Here is a 15,208-nt window from a genome sequence, read left to right on the forward strand (position 1 = left end):
CAAAAGTGCAAGTTGCAGGGGAGGATTTGTGTTCCGCAGAGCAACCCTCGCCGCAAGCTTGTGATTGCGCTGCAGGAACGCAATGGCCCTGCGGCCCGGAATTTCATCGACCAAGATGGTGCGGCGGCTGCGGACTTGTGCAACTCACTCGCACATTCCAAAGCAGCGTGTCAGATTGCTTTGCTTTGTGCCATGCGGGCGTCAGCGGAAACAGCGTCTAATGCGTGAGAAATCTTAGGGCGGCCCCCGGGATCGTAGCTTGTGCTGAACCGCCTGAGACTTTCGGCCGAAACGCTGCGGCGGTATTCACGCGGAGAAATTCGATAGATCTTTTTGAAGGCCCTGCAAAATACCGAGGGCGAGGAAAACCCGCACGCAAGAGCGATTTCCTTAACGCTCATACTGCTATAAAATAGATATTCGCGAGCGTGATCCATTCGCAAACTGATATAGTAGTCAGAAGGCAATACGTTGAGGTTTTTCTTGAATAAGCTTTCAAGTTTTCTTTGATTCATCCCGAATCGCACCGAGATATTTTCTATCCTTTGAGGGTCATCGATATTTTCGCTCATGAAGACGCATATTCTCTTCAGCAGCAGCGAATCTTTTGTGACAGCGCTTGGCTCGTCCGGCAACTGCCGCTCGGCGCCACTGCGGTGGGGATAATGCACTAATCCATTCGCCACCTTTTCCATCAGCGCCCGGCCATGTGCGGTTGAGATCAGCGTCAGCATAAGGTCCAGGGTAGAACTACCGCCAGCGCATGTCAGGCGCCGGTCGTCGATCTGATAGATCCGATCGGTGAGGCTCACCGCCGGATAGTGCTCGCGTAGTGTCGGTGCGATCTCCCAGTGGACAGCGGCATCCTGGCCGTCGAGCAGGCCTGCCGCCGCCAGCAGGAAAATGCCTGAATCAAACGCCCCGAGCTTTGTGCCATGCCGGTCAATCTGGCGCAGCCAGTTCAAAATACCCGGCGAGCAATGGTCGAGTGGGTGGTTCCCCGCTACGGCAAAGCAGACCGACAGCTTTGGGCAATCGGCAATGCTGTGGTCGACGGCGAGCGTCATTCCATTGGTCGCAGTGATCGGGCCGCCATCGACGGATACCAGGTGCCATTCATAGAGGCGCTGCCCACTATTGTGGTTGGCTACACGCAGCGCCTCGATTGCCGGAAATAGCCCGTAGAAGGGGAAGTCGGGAACAATCAGGAAACCAAATCTCTCACTCAATTCGCGGTCCTTCGCACGTTGCGCCCTGTTGGGGGACTCGGGCGGGAAAACGAATGTCTGCGCGACAATCAGCCTGTCCGCAAAATATGTCAACAATTGCGCAAAAAATGCACATTCCCGGCAAACGCTTTGGTGTAGGATCTACGCAGATACCCCCCTGTGGAAAGCAAAATGCTGAATTCATCCAGATATGCCGAGCTCAAAAGTCGCCTCGAAGGCTGCTACATAACTATTCCTACCATGTTTTCTGATCCAGATCTTGACATCGATCTGAGATCAACTCGCAAAATTGTTCGCTCCATGCTTGACCGCGGCATGGATGGCAAGCACGGAACGTTGCTGGTTGGCGGCGCGGCCGGAGATTTCTCCACCGTTACTTTCGATGAAAGATTGCGCCTGATCGACGCCGTTCTCGAGGAGGCCCATGGCGCCATGCCCGTCGCCGTTGGCGGTCAGAGCACGTCAACGCGTGAAGTGGTAGCTCTCGCCAAGGCGGCGAGCAAAGCAGGCGCCGACTTCCTCCAAATTTCCTGCCCGTTCTATTTCGGCCATACCGAGCGGGATTTCTTCGAGCATGTCGCCGCCGTCGCGGACGCCTCCGATCTCGGGCTGATCATTTACAACACATTCTGGACAAGCAGCAATCTGTCCAACGAGCTGATCGAAAAAGTGTCCGAGATTCCAAGCGTTGTCGGACTGAAATGGGCGACGGCGCGCACCGACAGCATGGAGTTCGAAGAGGTCGTCGCCAAGTTCTCAAACAGATTCTGCATCATCGACAATCAGCTGAAATTCGTCATCAGCCACATGCTCGGCGCGAGAGCCTATGAGGTGCATACATGCAACTACTGGCCCGAATGGGGCACTCGGCTTGTCGATGATCTGAACGCCGGAAAATATGAGCAGGTTCAACGCTCGCTCGTCTTCAATGTGCTGCCATTCTATCAGCTGTGGAGGGAGATTGAGAGCGATTTCACCAGCGGCGATGGCTATCTGGACAAGCTCTGCATGGAACTCGTGGGGATGCCATCGAGCCGCTGCCGCCCGCCAACCAGAGACATTCGCAAAGAGTATCGGGAAAAGGCGCGGACAATGCTCATCAACAGCGGCACGCCCGGTGTCGCACCTTTGTAAGGGTGACCGGTCAACAGAAAAAATGTGCAGATAGGGAGATTATGCGATGCAACAGAAAACGGAACATCTGTCCAACCAGCTGGGGGCCGGGATCAGCCGGCGTCATTTCCTGATGGGCGCAACAGCGATGGGCCTCGCGGCTCCGGCGCTGTCACTCTCGGGGCGGGCCATGGCCGCGACCGCGAAGAAGGGCGGCCGCCTTCGTTTGGGCTGCACGGGCGGCGCTACGAGCGACACGCTTGATCCCGCGCTCATCCTCGACATCTACATGAACCAGGTCAGCTTTGGACAATTGAGGAATTGCCTCACCGAAATCGCGGCGGACGGGAGCCTCAGCGCCGAACTCGCCGAAAGTTGGGAGCCCTCGCCCGACGCCAAGGTCTGGACGTTGAAACTGAGGAAGGGGGTCGAATTCCACAATGGCAAATCTTTGACCGCCCAAGATGTGATCGCATCGTTGAATCATCATCGCGGCAAGGATACGAAATCGGCGGCGAAGGATATCGTCAAGCCGATCGTCGACATGAAGGCCGATGGCGACGGCGTGGTTGTAGTGACCCTTGCGGAGGGCAATGCCGACTTCGCCTATCTGCTGAGCGACGCGCGCCTCGGGATCTGCCCAGCGACACCCGAAGGAGGCATCGACTGGAAATCCGGCATAGGCACCGGCGGATACGTTCTGGAATCCTTCGACCCCGGTTTGCGCACGGTCACCAAACGCAACCCGAATTACTGGAAGGAGGGACGGGCGCACTTCGACGAAGTCGAGACGCTATTCATTGCCGACGTGGTGGCTAGGACCAATGCGCTGAGGTCCGGTGAAATCGACGCCATGAACAAGGTCGATCTCAAAACCGTCGGCCTGCTCAAACGTGCGCCTGGCGTGGTCGTTTTTGCCGGCGAAAGCAGTCAGCACGTGTCGTTGCCGATGCATGCGAATACGGCGCCGTTCGACAACAATGATGTGCGCCTGGCGTTGAAGTATGCGATCGACCGTGAGAAATGGCTGAGCGCGATCATGAAGGGCTACGGCAAGATAGCCAACGACTTTCCGATCGGGCCGGCCAACAGATACTACGCGACGGCCGACGAGATTCCGCAGCGCACCTATGATCTCGAGAAGGCGAAATTCCACCTCAAGAAAGCGGGCCACAACAGTCTCGAGGTCCAGCTTCACGTCGCCGAAACGGCGTTCGCCGGAGCGACCGACGGTGCCCAGCTATACCAGGAAGAGGCCAGGGCTGCCGGAATCAATATCGAAGTCGTCCGCGAACCCGAGGATGGCTATTGGTCCAACGTCTGGCTCAAGAAGCCCTGGTGCGCCAGCTTCTGGGCCGGACGTCCAACCGAGGACTGGATGTTCACACAGGTCTATTCCGCTGGCGCGTCGTGGAACGAGTCGATGTGGGACAATGAGCGTTTCAACAAGCTGCTGGTCAGTGCACGCTCGGAACTCGACGAGACCAAACGGCGGGACATGTATGTCGAGATGCAGCGTATCCTGCACGATGAGGGCAGCACAGTGATCCCGCTCTTCGGGTCCTATGTCCAGGCCGTGAGCGACAAGATCCAGCTCCCGGAGGTCATCGGCAACAATCTGGAGTTTGATGGCGGCAAATGCGCCGAAAGGTGGTCCTTCGCATAGGGACCGGAACGTGGAAGCAAGCGACGCCGAATGTCGGCGTCGCTTCCACCTCGTTCCATAGGACAGGCTCTGCAAGCTGCTTGCAATGACGGCTCAGTTGGCTGTTCTGCGAAAGATACCGGAAATGGCAAGGGACATGATAGCTCCACGCAAGAGCCGCAACAGCATCGTGGCGAGAAACGAGTTCGCCTATCAGGCGCACCCGCACATCGTGATCGCGCCCGACGGAACCTGGTTGGTCGTCTTCAACAACACCGTGCGAGGTGAGCACACACTGCATCCACCGCACGATCCACGGTATCGCAACATGCTGACGCGATCATTCGATCGGGGCGCTACCTGGGAACCGGCCGAGGTGGTGCCAGGCTATGAATGGTCCGGCGTGGAGTGCGCCGGCCTTACCGTGCTTTCCTCCGGCGAAATCATGCTGAATCAGTGGCAATTCGAGTGGATTCCGCTCGGCCGAGCGCTCAGCGCGCAGAACCAGAACACATACGACCTGCCGGAGGCATTCGCATCTGAGATGACGGATTCGGGCGAGCTCGAAACGGGGCCGAAAATAGCTGGCCGTGCAAGGAAGTTCGCGCCTTGGGCACGCGGAAAAGGCCGGACGGTCGTGCATTTCTCCGAAGATTGCGGCGCGAGTTGGGGACAAACCCGCCAGATCGAAACGGCACCTTATTCGGGGGGCTATGGTCTGCGCGGCGCGGTCGAACTGAAGAACGGCCGACTCATCATGCCCTTGAACGATATCCCGGACTACCAGCGGATTTTCGTCGTCATCTCCGACGACCGCGGGCGGAGTTGGGGCAAACCGATTTTTGCGGCCTGGTCGGCCGATCATCTGTTCACCGAGCCGGACCTCATCGAGACCGATAATGGCAGACTGCTGCTTGTCTTTCGGGACGACCGGACCGGACATTTGTTCTCGGCGATATCCGAGGACGGCGGCCTCAGTTGGAGCGCGGCGGTCCAAACTCCGATTGCGGGCTACCCGCCCCACCTCATCAAGACTTCCGACGGACGGGTTCTGTGCACTTACGGACATCGCAAACCCGACTACAGCATTCGCGGCGTGTTTTCGGATGATGGTGGCCGCAGCTGGGACGTCGAGAACGCCGTCTGCATTCGCGGCGGGCTGCCCAACAAGGATCTCGGCTATCCCGGCACGATCATCACCGGACCCGGAGACTTCTTCACCGTGTATTATTGCCAGGACGAGCGCGGCATCACCGGGATCGAGGCGACGAGCTGGTCGCCGGTATAGGAAGACGCGATGGGAAAAATCACAAGGATCATCCTTCAGCGAATCGGCTTTGGCGTCATCACCCTGTTTGTGGTTTCGGTGATCGTTTTCTCGGCCGTCGAACTGCTGCCGGGAGATGTTGCGCAGCAGGTTTTGGGTCAGTCGGCGACGCCCGAGACGGTTGCGGCGTTCCGCAAGGAACTTGGTCTCGATCAGCCGCCTTTCAAGCGGTATTTCACCTGGATCGGCGGTATCGCAACCGGCGATTTCGGAAAGTCACTCGCCAGCGGGCGCGAAATCTCGGAGCTTATGGGCGTCCGGCTGGGCAATACACTTCTGCTCGCCGCATTCGCTGCGGTCATTGCTGTTCCGCTCGCGATATTCCTTGGTGTGACAGCAGCGATCTATCGGAATTCCCCATTCGACCGGATCGTCAACGTCGTCGCCCTGTCTTCGATCTCGGTGCCGGAGTTCCTAGTCGCCTACATTCTGCTGTTGATATTCGCGGTCAATGCAGGGATATTTCCTTCACTGTCCAACATCGCGCCTGGCGCAGGGTTCTATGAGAGGCTCGACAAGATGCTTCTCCCCGCGCTGACGCTGACGTTCGTGGTCGTCGCGCACATGATGCGCATGACGCGAGCCTCGATCGTCAACTTGCTGGCAAGCCCTTACATTGAGATGGCGCGGCTGAAGGGAATGCCGCGCTCGCGCATTATCGCCCGTCACGCGCTGCCGAACGCACTCGCGCCGATCATCAACGTGGTCGCTCTCAACCTCGCCTATCTGGTTGTCGGCGTCGTGGTCGTGGAGGTGGTATTCGTCTATCCCGGGCTTGGGCAACTGCTGGTCGACTCCGTCTCCAAGCGCGACATTCCAGTCGTCCAGGCGGCAAGCCTCACCTTCGCGTCCATCTACATTGTTCTCAATCTCATGGCTGACATTTTGTCGATCCTGACCAGCCCGCGACTGATGCATGCGAGGTAACGAGTCCGATGGCTGCCACATGGAGACTGCTGAAATCCGCCCCCCCGACCGCCTGGTTCGGAATGGCCGTGATTGCAATTTACATCTTCGTCGCCATCGCGGCGCCGGCCATTGCCCCGTTTGGCGAGACGGAGGTGGTGGGAGGGGAATATGAACCGTGGAGCTGGGTCTATCTGTTAGGAACCGACAGCCTGGGACGGGACATGTTCAGCCGTCTCGTCTTCGGCGCGCGCAACACGATCGGCATCGCCGCCCTGGCTACCGCTCTGGCGTTTCTTCTCGGGGCGACGGTCGGTTTCCTATCGGCCACGCTCGGCGGCTGGGCCGACCAGCTGCTGAGCCGGTTTGTCGATATCCTGATGGCCATTCCCTCACTCATCTTCGCGCTGCTCATTCTCACCATCGTCGGCACGTCGATCCCGGCCCTCGTGGCCGTGATCGCGATACTGGACTCAACGCGCATCTTCCGGGTGGCGCGTGCAGTTGCCATGAACATCGTTGTCATGGATTACGTGATGACCGCCCGTTTGAGGGGCGAAGGCATGTGGTGGCTGATCACCCGTGAGATCGTGCCAAACGCCACCGCGCCGCTGCTGGCCGAGCTTGGCCTGCGGTTCTGCTTCGTGTTCCTGTTCATATCGGCGCTGTCCTTCCTCGGACTCGGCATCCAGCCGCCGACAGCCGATTGGGGCTCCATGGTGCGGGAGAACGCGACGCTGATCTCGTTCGGCGACGTCACGCCCTTGTTTGCGGCGGCCGCGATCGCCCTTTTGACAGTGGGCGTCAATTTTGTCGTTGACTGGATGCTGCATGTCACCAGCGGATTGAAAGAATGATCTCCGAACGCGAGAGCAGGGTTGCGAACATGCCTCTTCTGAAGGTCCGCGGCCTGCGCATCGAAGCCAAGGCCGACGAGGCCTGGAAGGAAATCGTCCATGGGATCGGCTTCGAGCTGCGGCGCGGCGAGGTGCTGGGGTTGATCGGGGAGTCGGGCGCCGGAAAATCGACGATCGGGCTGGCGGCAATGGGCTACGCGCGAGACGGGTGCCGCATCTCCGGCGGCACAGTCGAATTCTTGGGGCAGGATCTCGTCAGCGCGTCCGAAGAGGATAACCGCCGACTACGCGGCTCGCGCATTGCGTATGTGGCGCAGTCAGCGGCGGCAAGTTTCAATCCCGCGCACCGATTGATCGATCAATACTGCGAAGTCCCCGTCGTGCACGGCGTGAAGCGCCGTGCTGAAGCTCAAAAAGACGCGGTGGAAATCTATCGCCGGCTGCAGCTTCCCAACCCGGAGGAGATCGGGTTCCGCTACCCCCACCAGGTCTCGGGCGGCCAGCTTCAACGCGCGATGACCGCCATGGCGATGGCCTGCCGGCCAGACCTCATCATCTTCGATGAACCGACGACCGCGCTGGACGTCACCACGCAGATCGAGGTTCTTGCCGCGATGCGCAATGCGGTCAGGCAGTTCGGCACCGCAGCGATCTATATCAGCCACGATCTCGCCGTCGTTGCGCAAATGGCCGACCGCATCATGGTGCTGCGCTACGGCGATGTTGTGGAGGAGGCAGACACCCGCACAATGATGTCCGAGCCGAAGCAGGCTTACACCAGAGCGCTTTGGGCGGTGCGTAGCTTCAGGACCGAGCCGAAGCCGCCTGCGGCATTCTCAGAGACACCGATCATCCGGATCGACAACATCACTGCAGCCTATGGCAGCGCGATCGTGCTGAAGAATGTCTCGTTCGACATTCACGTCAGGCGCACCGTGGCCATCGTCGGCGAGTCCGGATCCGGCAAGTCGACGCTCGCGCGGGTGATAACCGGCCTGTTGCCTCCACTGGCAGGCTCAAGCGCGTTCAACGGGGCCGTCTTGCCGCGCGACTTTCGTGACCGCAGTCGTGACCAGTTGCGGCGTGTGCAGCTGATCTCGCAGATGCCCGACACGGCCCTCAATCCGCGCCAGAAGGTGCGCGATGTCCTCGGTAGACCGCTCGAATTCTATCTCGGCCTGCGCGGTGCAGAGAGAGAAGTGCGCATCCGTGCGCTTCTGAACAAAATCGAGCTTGATCCGGACGAATTCATCAACCGCCTGCCCAGCGAGCTCTCGGGCGGGCAAAAGCAACGTATCTGTATCGCGCGGGCTCTTGCCGCCGAACCCGATTTCATCATTTGTGACGAGGTGACTTCTGCGCTCGACCAGATTGTCGCGGAAGGCATTCTGAGGCTGCTGATCCAACTGCAACATGAGTTCGGCCTCTCCTACATGTTCATCACCCACGACCTGGCGACGGTTCGCGCGATCGCGGATGACGTCGTCGTCATGCATCGTGGTGAAGTAGTCAGGCAAGGCGAGAAAGAGCAGGTCTTGCGGCCTCCCTACGATTCCTACACTGAATCGCTGCTCTCGTCCGTTCCAGAGATGGATCCGGATTGGTTAACGACAGTCATCGACCGGAGAACTTCTTCTTCGATGGGAACGGGCCGATTGTCGAACTAACGGTGTGCGCCGATTTCGAGACCTGATTTACCGATTGTGTCCTTCCTCGTCCGCATGTTGCAAAGCCCCTGCTTCCCGACCAATTCGAGGCGACCGAACTTGCCATCAGAATCGGCCGTCTTGGGCTCAGGCGCTATATCCACCGAAGCTCCGCGCCGTCCTTATGGGCAACTTCAGGACGTCGCGGGTGCGGCCAAGCTGTCTAGGCCATAACGGCCACCGCATCGGCTCGCAAAGCGACGCTCCCTGACCCGTAGCTGCCCTTGCCGCGTCGGAAAGCATCGCCACCCCACGTCGCCAAGCACAGTCGAGAACCCTCGGCTCCCGTTTGCGCCACGATTTTCAGATTTTTCTCAGAAACCGATCGGGATTTGTCCTCTCGTATCGCGCAAAAGATGCTTGTCGGCCGTGGTGGTCGACGGCGCCCGAGGCGCTTACCCCATTCAAGATGAAACCGGCCAAGAATTGGTCGAGCAGTCGGAGGCCTTCGGTCCCGGGCCGCGCAGGAGGAACATATGGTCATATCTTTCAGGAATTTGAAGCACAGGCGCGCGCTCGTCGGTGTCTCCTCGCTGGCTCTGATCGCCGCCTGCCTCGGCTTTGCGGCGCTGAACGCCGGCGCTGGTGTGCGTAATGCCGCAGCCCCGGCCGCGCCCGAAGTCAGGCGCGTCCAGGCGACGACGGTCAAACCGCGCTCGATAGAAGACGACCGCCGCGCCGTCGGCGAGATCCGCCCGCGTCGCGAAAGCGATCTTGGCTTCCGCGTCTCCGGCAAGCTCATCTCAAGGGCGGTGGATGTCGGCGAAGCTGTGACAAAGGGACAGGTGCTTGCCCGCATCGAGGACGAGGACTACCGCAACCGGCTGCGCAGCGCCAAGGCCGACCAGGTCGCCGCCGAGGCGGTGCTGGTCGAGGCGAAAGGCGCTGAGGAGCGCATTCGTCGCCTGCTTGAAAAGGGCTACACGACGCACGCCAACTACGACGCGACGCTGAAGCACCTGCGCTCAGCGCAAGCCAAGCTCGAATCCGCCAATGCCTCTCTCGACATGGCGAGCGACCAGCTCGACTACACCGAGTTGCGTGCCGATTTCGATGGGATTGTCACGGCGACCGCAGCCGAGAATGGCCAGATCGTCAATGTCGGCCAGATGGTCGTGCGGCTGGCCGGACCCGGCGCCAGGGATGCCGTCTTCTCGATCGCGGAAGCCGCGTTCGGCAAGGCCAGCAACGCCGGCAAGAAACCAAGAATCGTCGTCTCGCTGCTCAGCAATCCAGCTGTCACCGCGGTCGGCGTGGTCCGCGAGATCGCACCAATGGCCGATACCGCAACGCGCACCTACCAGGTCAAGGTTTCGCTCGAGGACGCGCCGGCCGAGATGCGCTTCGGCGCCAGCGTCGCCGGCAGGCTGGACAGCACCAGCGCCCCCGTCGTCGTCCTGCCGGGCAGCGCGCTGTTCGACAAGGATGGCCAGCCTGCGGTCTGGGTCGTCGACCGGCAGTCGCAGCTGGCGCTCAAGTCCATAATCGTCGCCCGCTATGAGACCGACCGCGTCATCGTGGGGGGCGGCCTGGCCAAGGGCGACATCGTCGTCACCGCCGGCGTCAACCGCCTGCGTGAAAACCAGAAGGTCCGCGTCGAGAAAGGAGACATGAAATGACGGCCTCAAACACCCAGGTTATGATCGTCGGCGCAGGGCCGACCGGGTTGACACTAGCGCTGTGGCTGAAGCGCCTAGGTGTCGATGTCCGCATCATCGACAAGGATTCCGAGCCGGGGGAAACCTCACGGGCGCTGGCCGTGCAGGCGCGCACGCTGGAATTTCACCGCCAGATCGGCATCGTCGACGACGTGCTTGCCGCCGGCGTGCGGGTCGAGCAGCTCACGGTGCGCACGCCCGCCGGCATCGCCGCCAAGCTCCGCCTCAGCGACTTCGGCCGCGGCGTCAGCCCGTATTCGTTCGCTTTCGCGCTGCCGCAAGACATTCACGAGCGCATTCTGATCGAGCATCTCGAGAGAGCCGGCGTGACCGTCGAACGGCGCACTGAACTGGCCGGCTTTCGGCAGGATGCCGGCGGCGTCACCGCCACGCTCCACCGCAACGGTGTTTCCGAGACGGTGCGGGCTGCCTATCTCTGCGGCGCCGACGGCGCCCGCAGCGCTGTCCGCCATGGCCTCGACATTGGCTTTCCCGGCGGCACATACGAACAGTTGTTCTATGTCGCCGACGTCGAGGGCACTGGCGCGGCGACCCGCAACGGAATGGACGTCACGGTCAGCACCTACGGCTTCGCCATCGTCATGCCGGTCAGGCAGTCCGGTTCGCTCAGGCTGATCGGCGTCGTGCCGAAGGCGCATGAGGCCGACGAGGCGATCACCTTCGAGGCCATTCGCGCCGCCGTAGAACGCGACACCTGCATCAAGGTCGACACGGTCAACTGGTTCTCGACCTACCGCGTCCATCACCGCGTCGCCGAACGCTTCCGGGTCGGCCGCGTGTTTCTGGCCGGCGATGCCGGGCATATCCATAGCCCTGCCGGCGGCCAAGGCATGAACACGGGAATGGGCGATGCGATCAATCTGTCATGGAAGCTGGCGGCCGTGCTGCAGGGCAGGGCCGATGCCCGCCTGCTCGACAGCTACGAGCCGGAGCGCATTGCGTTCGCCAGGAAGCTGATCGACAGCACAGACAAAGTGTTCCGCTTCGCGACCAGCCGGTCGCGCCTGGTTGGGATGTTCCGTCAATACTTGATGCCGCGCCTCATGGCACGGTTGCTTGGCACTAATGTCGGCTCGCGTGCATTCTTCGGCCTGATCTCGCAGACGGCAATCAACTATCGCGGCAGCGCGATTAGCACCGGATCGGCCGGCAAGCTCAGCGGCGGCGACCGGCTTCCCTATGTTGAAGATGCGTTGGGCGACAATTTTGCGCCGCTCACGGCTTTGGACTGGCAGGTCCATGTCTATGGCGAGGCAAGCCCGGCATTCGTCTGGGCGATCGAGCGCACCGGCATCCCGGTTTATGAGTTTTCGTGGACCGGGCAAGCTGAAAAGGCGGGGCTGGTCTTAAACGGCGCCTACCTCGTCAGACCGGACGGCCATGTCGCGCTGGCGACCGCGGAGCAGGACCCGCACGCCTTCGAAAGCTATATCGACGCCCTGGCGATCAAGCCGCGGCGCCCGGCCGTCAGCCGGGCGGAAAACCAGAAAATGCTATCGGCCGCCTAGGGCCGAGATCTCATCGAGCAACCATTTTGGACAGCCAATAGCGCGGAGGCGCTGCGGCTGAGGGAGCAGAGCCATGACCTCTTTCAACCTTTCCGACTGGGCAATCCGGCACCGCAGCTTCGTCGTCTACCTGATGGTGGCGGCGGCGATTGCCGGGCTTTGGGCCTACTCCTCGCTGGGGCGGGAGGAAGATCCGCCCTTCACCATCAAGACCATGGTCATCAAGACAATGTGGCCGGGCGCCGACACCAACGACACCGTCGAGCAGGTGACCGACCGCATCGAGAAGAAGCTCGAGGAGCTTCCCAACCTTGACTACGTCAAGAGCTACACCAAGCCGGGCGAGTCGGTGGTGTTTGTCAATCTGAAGGACACGGTCGGCGCCGCCGACGTGCAGCCGCTCTGGTATCAGGTGCGTAAGAAGATGGACGACATCAAGTCGACCATGCCCTCGGGCGTCCAGGGCCCGTTATACAATGACGAGTTCGGCGACACCTATTCGCTGATCTTTGCGCTCACCTCGGACGGTTTGAGCCATCGCCAGTTGAAGGATCTGGCGAGCGGGCTGCGCGCCGATTTCCTGCGCGTGTCCGATGTCGCCAAGGTCGATCTGGTCGGCCAGCAGGACGAGAAGATTTATCTGGAATTCTCGACGCAGAAGGTTGCCGCGCTCGGCCTCGACGTCGGCTCGCTGTCGCAGGCGCTGGAGGCGCAGAACGCGCTCACGCCGAGCGGCACGGTCGATGCCGGTCCGGAGCGCATCGCCATCCGCGTCAGTGGCGAATTCACCTCCGAGGACGGCCTGAAGGCGATCAACCTCTATGCCAATGGCCATTACTTCCGCCTGGGCGATGTCGCCGAGGTCAAGCGCACCTATTCCGACCCGGCGCAGCCGCAGTTCCGCTTCAACGACGAGCCGGCGATCGGCATCGCCATATCGATGACCGCAGGTGGCGACGCGCTGGCGCTTGGTGAGCACGTCAAGGACAAGGTCGCCGAGATGGTGCGCGCGTTGCCGGCCGGTGTGGACCTGCGCCTGGTCGCAGACCAGTCGCATGTGGTGGAGGAATCCGTCGGCGAATTCACCAAGAGCCTCGGCGAAGCGATCGCTATCATGCTCGCCGTCTCCTTCCTGGCGCTCGGCTGGCGGCCCGGCATCGTGGTGGCTATCGCCATCCCGCTGGTGCTCGCCATCACCTTCGTGGCGATGCAGTATTTCGGCATTTCCCTGCAGCGCATCTCGCTTGGCGCGCTGATCATCGCGCTCGGCCTTGTGGTCGACGACGCCATGATCGCCGTCGAGATAATGATCTCGAAGATGGAAGAGGGGCATGACAAGATCAGCGCCGCCACATATGCCTACACCTCGACAGCCTTTCCGATGCTGACCGGAACGCTGGTCACCATCGCCGGCTTCGTGCCGGTCGGCTTCGCCAAGAGTGGCGCCGGCGAATATTGTTTCTCGCTGTTTGCGGTGGTCGGCATCGCGCTGGTCGTCTCGTGGGTCGTCGCCGTGCTGTTCACGCCGCTCACCGGCGTGGCGATCCTGCCAGAGCGCCTCAAGCGCCACGGCGGCCACGGCAGTTCGCGCTTCTCGCGGGGCTTCCGCGCCGTGCTCGACCTCGGGATGCGCATGAAGTGGTTGGTGCTGGGCGGGACGGCGGGGCTGTTCGCGCTGTCCGTCGTCGCCATGGGCCTGGTGCCGCAGGAGTTCTTCCCCAAGTCCGACCGGCCAGAAGTGATGGTCGATCTGACGCTGCCGCGCGCCGCCTCGCTGCAAGCGACGCAGGCAACCGTCGAGCGTGTTGAGAAGCTGCTCAAGGCCGATCCCGGCATCGACCACTGGAGCTTCTATGTCGGGCAGGGCGCCGTGCGCTTCTACCTGCCGCTCGATGCCCAGCTCGCCAATGATTACTTTGCCCAGGCGGTGGTCGTCACCAAGGGCCATGCGGTCAGGCAGGCGGTCATCGACCGGCTGGACAAGGCGCTGTCGACCGGTTTCGACGATGTCATGAGCCGCGTCACCCCGCTCGAGCTCGGACCGCCGGTCGGTTGGCCGCTGAAGTTCCGCGTCAGCGGACCCGACGCGGAGCAGACCCGCGCCATCGCGCAGCGCTTTGCCCAGGTGCTCGGCGGCAACGCCAGCATCCGCAATATCAACTACGACTGGAACGAGCCGGCCAAGGTTATCAAGGTCGAGGTCGACCAGGACAGGGCGCGTGCGCTTGGCATCTCCTCGCAGCAGCTTGCTGATACCATCAACTCGATCCTGTCAGGCTCCAAGATCACGCAAATGCGCGATCGGACCTGGTTGGTCGACGTCGTGGCGCGGGCTGTCCCTGATGAGCGTGCCAATATCGACTCGCTGCGCACGTTGACGATCAGCGCCTCCGGCGGTCGCCGGGTGCCGCTCGAGCAGGTGGCGTCGCTAACCTACCAGACCGAGCCGCCGCTGATCTGGCGCCGCGGCCGCCTGCCGACCGTCACCGTCCAGGCCGATGTGACGCCTGGGAGCGATGCCACGGCGGTGGTGCGGCAGCTCGACGGGCCGCTCGCCCGCTTCCAGGCCAGCCTGCCTGCCGGATACAATGTCGCTCTTGGCGGTGTCATCGAGGACAGCGCCAAGGCGCGGGCCAGCATCTTCGTCGTGTTTCCGCTGATGCTGTTCATCATGATGACGGTGCTGATGGTGCAGCTGATGAGCATCCAGCGCCTCGTCCTGGTGCTGCTGACGGCGCCGCTGGCCCTGATCGGTGTGGCCGGTGCCTTGCTGATCTCGGGCTCGCCGATGGGCTTCGTCGCCATCCTCGGGGTGATGTCGCTGATCGGCATGGTCATCCGCAACTCGGTCATCCTGATCTCGCAGATCGACCAACACATCGCTGGTGGCGAGGAGCCGTGGGCCGCGGTGATCAGCGCCACCGAGCATCGGCTGCGGCCGATCCTGCTCACCGCGGCCGCCGCCATCCTCGGCATGATCCCGATCGCGCCGACCGTGTTCTGGGGCCCGATGGCCTATGCGGTGATGGGCGGGCTGGTGGTGGCGACGGTGCTGACGCTGGTCTTCCTGCCGACGCTCTATGTCACCTGGTTCCGCATCAAGGCGCCGGCAGAAACCGTCCCCGCGTTGGAGCCGATCGAGCCAATCGCTGAACCAGAACCAATGGCGGCCTGAGCGGCACCAGCATCCCAACAGGAGCCATGGCGGAGAGGCCGCCCTGGCAACCGATCTGCAACC

Annotated in this window: 10 protein-coding genes; 9 read left to right on the forward strand and 1 reads right to left on the reverse strand. The window is 61.6% G+C overall.

Annotated features, from left to right (window positions below):
- Positions 1 to 170: 170 nt before the first annotated feature.
- Complete coding sequence (locus NKI18_RS22755; protein ID WP_353020571.1) at positions 171 to 1,229, reverse strand: GlxA family transcriptional regulator; 1,059 nt, start codon at positions 1,227 to 1,229, stop codon at positions 171 to 173.
- A gap of 171 nt (positions 1,230 to 1,400) precedes the next feature.
- Here NKI18_RS22755 and NKI18_RS22760 point away from each other — a divergent pair, with 171 nt between their 5' ends.
- The 9 genes from NKI18_RS22760 to NKI18_RS22800 all read left to right on the forward strand — a co-directional run bounded on the left by NKI18_RS22760 (position 1,401) and on the right by NKI18_RS22800 (position 15,145).
- A complete protein-coding gene (locus NKI18_RS22760; protein ID WP_353020573.1) occupies positions 1,401 to 2,363 on the forward strand; it encodes a dihydrodipicolinate synthase family protein in 963 nt (320 codons plus the stop codon).
- 46 nt (positions 2,364 to 2,409) lie between these two features.
- Positions 2,410 to 4,008 (forward strand): ABC transporter substrate-binding protein, encoded by a 1,599-nt coding sequence (locus NKI18_RS22765; protein ID WP_353020576.1) that lies wholly within the window; start codon positions 2,410 to 2,412, stop codon positions 4,006 to 4,008.
- A 136-nt stretch (positions 4,009 to 4,144) separates the two neighbouring features.
- Positions 4,145 to 5,275: a sialidase family protein gene (locus NKI18_RS22770; protein WP_353020579.1), complete on the forward strand. Its 1,131-nt coding sequence runs from the start codon at positions 4,145 to 4,147 to the stop codon at positions 5,273 to 5,275.
- Between the two features lie 9 nt (positions 5,276 to 5,284).
- Complete coding sequence (locus NKI18_RS22775) at positions 5,285 to 6,241, forward strand: ABC transporter permease (RefSeq protein ID WP_353020582.1); 957 nt, start codon at positions 5,285 to 5,287, stop codon at positions 6,239 to 6,241.
- A gap of 8 nt (positions 6,242 to 6,249) precedes the next feature.
- Complete coding sequence (locus NKI18_RS22780) at positions 6,250 to 7,077, forward strand: ABC transporter permease (protein ID WP_353020585.1); 828 nt, start codon at positions 6,250 to 6,252, stop codon at positions 7,075 to 7,077.
- Positions 7,074 to 8,744: an ABC transporter ATP-binding protein gene (locus NKI18_RS22785; protein ID WP_353020587.1), complete on the forward strand. Its 1,671-nt coding sequence runs from the start codon at positions 7,074 to 7,076 to the stop codon at positions 8,742 to 8,744. Before NKI18_RS22780 ends, NKI18_RS22785 begins: the two co-directional genes overlap by 4 nt.
- A gap of 515 nt (positions 8,745 to 9,259) precedes the next feature.
- Entirely contained in the window at positions 9,260 to 10,402 is a 1,143-nt protein-coding gene (locus tag NKI18_RS22790; protein WP_353020590.1) for an efflux RND transporter periplasmic adaptor subunit, read from the forward strand.
- On the forward strand, positions 10,399 to 11,970 hold the full coding sequence (locus NKI18_RS22795) for an FAD-dependent monooxygenase (RefSeq protein ID WP_353020593.1): 1,572 nt from the start codon (positions 10,399 to 10,401) through the stop codon (positions 11,968 to 11,970). Before NKI18_RS22790 ends, NKI18_RS22795 begins: the two co-directional genes overlap by 4 nt.
- A 73-nt stretch (positions 11,971 to 12,043) precedes the next feature.
- The gene (locus NKI18_RS22800; protein WP_353020594.1) at positions 12,044 to 15,145 is read left to right on the forward strand and encodes an efflux RND transporter permease subunit; all 3,102 of its coding nucleotides are present in this window, start codon (positions 12,044 to 12,046) and stop codon (positions 15,143 to 15,145) included.
- Positions 15,146 to 15,208: the final 63 nt, after the last annotated feature.

The organism is Mesorhizobium sp. M0800 (genome assembly GCF_040320095.1).
GTDB lineage: Bacteria > Pseudomonadota > Alphaproteobacteria > Rhizobiales > Rhizobiaceae > Mesorhizobium.

Bases quoted from the DNA above. Each gene is read 5' to 3' on its own strand.
- NKI18_RS22780 (WP_353020585.1), top strand. From the start codon at position 6,250: ATGGCTGCCACATGGAGACTGCTGAAATCCGCCCCCCCGACCGCCTGG.
- NKI18_RS22770 (WP_353020579.1), top strand. From the start codon at position 4,145: ATGATAGCTCCACGCAAGAGCCGCAACAGCATCGTGGCGAGAAACGAG.
- NKI18_RS22795 (WP_353020593.1), top strand. From the start codon at position 10,399: ATGACGGCCTCAAACACCCAGGTTATGATCGTCGGCGCAGGGCCGACC.
- NKI18_RS22800 (WP_353020594.1), top strand. From the start codon at position 12,044: ATGACCTCTTTCAACCTTTCCGACTGGGCAATCCGGCACCGCAGCTTC.
- NKI18_RS22775 (WP_353020582.1), top strand. From the start codon at position 5,285: ATGGGAAAAATCACAAGGATCATCCTTCAGCGAATCGGCTTTGGCGTC.
- NKI18_RS22765 (WP_353020576.1), top strand. From the start codon at position 2,410: ATGCAACAGAAAACGGAACATCTGTCCAACCAGCTGGGGGCCGGGATC.
- NKI18_RS22790 (WP_353020590.1), top strand. From the start codon at position 9,260: ATGGTCATATCTTTCAGGAATTTGAAGCACAGGCGCGCGCTCGTCGGT.
- NKI18_RS22760 (WP_353020573.1), top strand. From the start codon at position 1,401: ATGCTGAATTCATCCAGATATGCCGAGCTCAAAAGTCGCCTCGAAGGC.
- NKI18_RS22785 (WP_353020587.1), top strand. From the start codon at position 7,074: ATGATCTCCGAACGCGAGAGCAGGGTTGCGAACATGCCTCTTCTGAAG.